At 37.8% G+C, this 5,294-nt stretch carries 4 protein-coding genes and 2 pseudogenes; 2 read left to right on the top strand and 4 right to left on the bottom strand.

Translation table 11 applies throughout. The features are described 5' to 3' along the window. Positions 1 to 281: 281 nt before the first annotated feature. From H6G86_RS40310 to H6G86_RS37645, 3 genes and pseudogenes are all read right to left on the bottom strand, one after another. Positions 282 to 584: an AAA family ATPase gene (locus tag H6G86_RS40310; RefSeq protein ID WP_524538526.1), complete on the bottom strand. Its 303-nt coding sequence runs from the start codon at positions 582 to 584 to the stop codon at positions 282 to 284. A gap of 36 nt (positions 585 to 620) precedes the next feature. Next, positions 621 to 1,223 (bottom strand): annotated as a pseudogene (locus H6G86_RS40305) (serine/threonine-protein kinase). Positions 1,224 to 1,415: 192 nt separating this feature from the next. Further along, positions 1,416 to 1,589, bottom strand: coding sequence for a hypothetical protein (locus H6G86_RS37645; protein ID WP_190938652.1), 174 nt, complete (start codon positions 1,587 to 1,589; stop codon positions 1,416 to 1,418). A gap of 248 nt (positions 1,590 to 1,837) precedes the next feature. Between H6G86_RS37645 and H6G86_RS40300 the strand changes: the two are divergent. Both H6G86_RS40300 and H6G86_RS39355 read left to right on the top strand, forming a co-directional pair. Further along, positions 1,838 to 2,329, top strand: a pseudogene (locus H6G86_RS40300) (PAS domain-containing protein); the annotation flags it as partial. Then, entirely contained in the window at positions 2,309 to 3,982 is a 1,674-nt protein-coding gene (locus tag H6G86_RS39355) for a PAS domain-containing sensor histidine kinase (RefSeq protein ID WP_524538527.1), read from the top strand. The pseudogene H6G86_RS40300 and the gene H6G86_RS39355, both read left to right, overlap by 21 nt. A 183-nt stretch (positions 3,983 to 4,165) precedes the next feature. Here the strand turns inward: H6G86_RS39355 and H6G86_RS37635 are convergent, their stop codons facing one another. Then, positions 4,166 to 4,468, bottom strand: coding sequence for a hypothetical protein (locus H6G86_RS37635; protein WP_206758467.1), 303 nt, complete (start codon positions 4,466 to 4,468; stop codon positions 4,166 to 4,168). Between the last annotated feature and the right edge of the window lie 826 nt (positions 4,469 to 5,294).

The following is a 5,294-nucleotide window of genomic DNA, read 5'->3' as shown; positions in this document are numbered from 1 at the left end:
TCAGTGACATCGAATCATACCTCAAGCGATCGCTTTTTAGATCCTAAATAACTCTTGATGGAGCCAACTTATTTGTTAAGCAATATTTCGCCAGCAGTATCCCTTTTTTTCTAGAACCACAAAGTTTGCTAGAGAAGTAGTTTCTCAAAAGTTGCCAAGTAAGCTTCAGGATTTCGACAGAATCGTAGTTGTTCAATGCGATTAAGTGGGAGCATCTCAGAATTGTTAGAACATATGAACTAGCAAGTGGAAATCAAAATCAGCGAAAATAAGGGAAGAAATTAATCCCTACCCAATATATGAACTTCTTTAATAATCGCTGTTTTCCCAATCCCAGAAAACCCTGCGACTAACATCAGTTCCGTCTGATGATTAGTAACACGGTCAAATGCTGCTAGCAAAGTTTTGACTTCCTCTCCCCGATCATAGAGTTTTTCAGGGATAATGAACCGATCGCTAACATCCCGTTGCCCAATGGGGAAACTTTCAATTTTGCCCGTTTGCTGGAGTTGATGCAAGCAAGTTTCTAAATCATATTTCAGCCCGAATGCACTCTGATAGCGGTCTTCGGCATTTTTCGCCATCAATTTGCTGACAATTTCTGAGAGTATCGGTGCAATTTATGGATTAATTTCATGTACTAGAGGTGGAAGTTTGGCAATATGGCAATGCACTAACTTCATTGGATCGTTTGATCGGAAGGGTAATTCCCCTGTCAGTAACTCATAAAAAGTTACACCCAGAGAATAGAAATCAGTACGGTAGTCTATGCCACGATTCATCCGTCCGGTTTGTTCCGGTGACAAATAGCCGAGTGTTCCTTCTAACACATTGGGACTTTTCAGGGTTTGGGTTTCTTATGGCAGCAGAGATGCAATGCTAAAGTCAATGAGTTTGATATCACGAGTTTCTGGATTAATCAGAATATTGGCAGGTTTAATATCTTTGTGAATAATCTGATGACGAATGAGAATATCTAATATATTGCACAGGGCGATCGCTAAAAGCAAAAATTCAATGACAGTTGGTACAGTTCCCCATTGCTTTAGGGAAATTCCCCCAAAGTCTTCCATTACCAATGCATAGCCATTCTGGTACGTTTCCAAGCTATAGGTTTGAATAATTCCAGGTAAGTTGAGATTTTTAGCTATGGTGTACTGATTGCGAAACGACAAAAGTTCGATGAAACTAGGGTAAGGATTTTTCAGCAGCTTAATGACCACAGGCTGTTGGTCAGTCTCTCAAACTGCTTGATAAGCCAAGGTTCTAGAACCGTTGTAGAGTTCTTCACTGACTTGATAGCCGGGAATGGTAACTACACTGTTAATCATAATTCTTTTGAATTTTTAAGACCTTAGCATTTAGTATTCCCAGATTCGCCCCCATCAGTGAGAGATTAGGGTAATTGCATTTTTTCAAGAGGGCGCAGCCCAAGGAGACAAATCTAGCTTGGAGCCTAGAGATTTCTTGGCTTTGACTACTCCTAAATTTTGATTCTCTTTGGCAGCGAAATATTTAATCGAGTCATCCACTATCCATTTGTAACAGATAGCGATCGCTATTTGTGCCCGACAAATTATCTCATCCATTCCATTCAATCGGGCGCTCCTTTGCCCCTCTGCGTAATTTCAATTCCATACTGGGTCTGTATTTTATCCGCGTAAGCCGCATCTCGTTCAAGTTACTCTTAGGGACGGACTTCTGCCTTCAGAATTGTTCTCTTTTTACTACGATTTCCAACAAATGAATATTATTAGAAAGAGGAATGTTACATTACCTAAAGAATAGGGAATCCTAGATTTAAGTACCAAGCAAATATATTAGTCAGTTAGATAGGATGAACTTTCAACAGCAAGGCATTCAATCCGGTAACAATTTTTCTGTAAACCAATTGCTAAAAGTTGATGAAGTTAGTGGAAATGGTCAGGAAATTGAACATCAGTTAGCAGAGCCAGATTTAAAACAGTTGCAAGATAAATTTTTATTACTTATAGAACGTAATCCTTTGCCTTTAATTGAGTGGAATACAGCATTTCAAGTAATACAATGGAATCCGGCTGCTGAACAACTATTTGGATACAGCAAAAGTGAAGTCCTGGGTTGTCAAGTACCAGAAATAATTGTGCCCGAGAGTGAGAGAGTGGAGGTCATCAAAATAATGGAGTTATTAATTGAAGAGAAAGTGGGAGGTAATAATCTCAGTAAGAACCTGACAAAAAATGGAACAGTGATTATTTGTGATTGGTGTCACACTCTGATAACTAATGTTGATGGCAAGGTAACTAGTATTGTCTCAACAGTACAGGATATTACAAAAGTAAAGTCTTTTGAAAGCGCTCTGCGCGAAAACGAAAAGACCTATCAGCAAATTCTTGATGCAATTACAGATATGGTACTGGTTAAAGGTGCTAAATCTCGAATTATTTGGGCAAATAAGGCATTTCGTGATTATTACGGGATGAGTGAGTCACAGCTTCAAAATATGATTGATGCACCTTTCAGCGAACCAGATCATACCCTGCAATATATCAAAGATGATGCTTACGTATTTGAAAGTGGACAGACCCTAGAAATTCCCCAAGAGCCAGTAAATCAGTACGATGGCGAAGTACGCCTATTCCATACAATCAAATCTGCGATCCGTAACGAACTAGGTCAAGTGATAATGACTGTTGGCGTATCTCGTGATATTAGTGAGCATAAACAATCTCAGAAAGAACAGGCGAAGTTGTTGGCAATTCTAGAAGCAGCGCCAGACTTTATCAGCACTGCTGACTTAACTGGGCAGGTTCTTTACTTTAATAAAGCAGCTCGCAGAATGTTAGAACTGGGGCAAAAAGAATCCCTTCAGGGGAGAAATTTGTGCCAAAATCATCCGAAATGGGCAAATGAAATTATCCAGAATCAAGGATTACCAGAATCAGTTCGAGTCGGTGATTGGGTCGGGGAAACGGCTCTTTTAAAAGCAGATGGACGAGAAATTCCCATATCCCAACTGATTGTTGCTCACAAATCACCTGATGGAGAAGTTGAATATTTCTCGACAATCGCAAGGGATATCAGCGAACTCAAAGCAGCGGAAGAAACTTTACGGCAAAAAGCGAAAGATTTAGAGCGCACTCTTAAAGAACTGCAAAACACCCAAGCTCATTTGCTCCAAAGCGAAAAAATGTCCTCTATTGGTCAATTGGTTGCGGGAGTGGCTCACGAAATGAATAATCCTTTGGGCTTTATTGCTGCCAGTGTCAAACAAGCTAAACCCACCTTTGATGATATTGTTGAACACTTAAAGCTTTATCAACAAAAGTTCCCCACTCCCGGAGATGAAATTCTCATCCATGCTGAAGAAATTGACTTGGAATATAGCTTAGAAGATTTACCCGAAATGATTGATTCGATGACGATAGCCTGTGATAGGCTGAAAAATATCAGTACCAGCCTCCGCACTTTCAGCCGTGCCGATAGAGATTACAAAAAACCTTTCAATATCCACCAAGGCATTGATAGTACCATTTTAATTCTCAAACATCGTCTGAAAGCAAATGAGCAACGTCCGAAGATTGAAGTTATCACAAACTATGGTAATTTACCTGAAGTAGAATGTTTCCCAGGTCAATTAAATCAGGTATTTATGAACATACTAGCGAATGCTATTGATGCCTTGGATGAATCAAATGCAGACCGTAGTTTTAGGGAGATTAAAGCCAATCCTAATCGGATTATGATTACCACCTCATTGGAAGACAAACAGGTTGAGGTGAGGATTGCTGATAATGGTCAAGGGATGAGTGAATCCATTAAACAAAAAGTATTTGACGACTTGTTTACTACCAAAGGTGTTGGTAAAGGAACAGGATTAGGATTAGCGATCGCTCAATCTATTGTTATAGAAAAACATGGTGGAACTTTGGATGTGAATTCTACCTTGGGTGTTGGAACAGAATTTGTGATTACCTTACCGATAACATCTGCCCTTTGTTAAAGTCTGGTTGACAAATCGAATTCTTAAGAGCCTCAGCCATTGACGAGACTCGTTTAAGCACCAGTTGATATATTTTAATGCTGTGCCTCAAATTTAATGCCAATTTTCATCTGTTTATGTTCTATACAGTTCATAATTATTGCTTATTTACTCACTAGACCTGCCTCTATTTTCAAGGCAGTTCTACTGTTTAGATGTTAATTTTTGAGGTGTGATTTTGGCATATTCTTCTGGTGATAAAATCACTTCTCTAATATCAATTTTCTTAGTTAACAGTTTCATCTCATAGTACATATCAGCGATTTGTTGTTGTTTTGCATGACCAGTTTGATTTGAAGAATTGCATCCTAGTAGTGTAATTGGTAATGTCAACAAGCTAAAAGTAATAAGCAATGACACTTTTTGCTTAAAGCTAAATAGATTAAATAGAAAATATTTGTCTGTATTTTGTTTGGGTAATTTGGTTGATATGAAGGCTGTAAACATAATTTGTTTTTTGTACGTTAAGACTTTTATTTTTTTAATCAGTATTAGAGATTTCTAATTAAAGAAATGTCTCATTGTGTCTAGAGCAAGGGAGCAAGTAGGAAGTATGTAGACGCTGCGGTGAAACAGTTCTTTAGGTGGATTTCCCAAACTCTGGGAACTGTTGTCAGCGTAGCGATGGCAAGTTATCAAGTGTTACCCAAATAGTTTTCCACAGGGTGTCGGGGCTTTCTCCAATTAGAACTTTACAAGCTCTTAGCAGAGGAAGAAAAAGCCGTGTTGATGAGTATGAAATTGAATAATTTCTTGGAGTTCTCTTAGAGAGTTGCATATTCAATATTAGACTTTTCCGTTTTACTGAGAAGCTAAGTAACTAATGTATGATATGCAGAAATGAATTGGATGATTTCACTTAATTATGAAAATCTTGAGTTTGTCTTTACAACATCTAAACATAAGAATAGAACTTATATATAAGTACTATGCAAATAATGTGTAGATTTTGTGTAGATAGTAAACAAGTGCTACAACAAGATATTAAAATCTAGCTATTATGTAGTTTGAGCCTATTTTCAATAAGTTTAAGCCCACAAGCTAAAGCCTGGGGCCATACATTAATACAGTTTATTTAAGGTTGATAGATGTAGTTGAAATCCAGATAATGAGAGATTCAATCCACTATATAAAATCTACCACTGCCACGAGCATAGCTTTTGCTGTTAATATTCATGAAAAGTTTTGACTCCATTTAATGAAAAAAGTGTAGTCTTATGCATCCTGTATAATTGCTTAAATATTCAATAGTCTAATTCCACTCTAGAAATCG

Source organism: Nostoc sp. FACHB-133, assembly GCF_014698055.1.
GTDB lineage: Bacteria > Cyanobacteriota > Cyanobacteriia > Cyanobacteriales > Nostocaceae > Nostoc.
Note: the sequence above shows the minus strand (reverse complement) of the source record. Positions and strands in the feature narration are given on the sequence as shown.

Coding starts and splice junctions, on each gene's coding strand:
- H6G86_RS37645 (WP_190938652.1), bottom strand. CDS start 1,589: ATGGATGAGATAATTTGTCGGGCACAAATAGCGATCGCTATCTGTTAC.
- H6G86_RS37635 (WP_206758467.1), bottom strand. CDS start 4,468: ATGTTTACAGCCTTCATATCAACCAAATTACCCAAACAAAATACAGAC.
- H6G86_RS40310 (WP_524538526.1), bottom strand. CDS start 584: ATGGCGAAAAATGCCGAAGACCGCTATCAGAGTGCATTCGGGCTGAAA.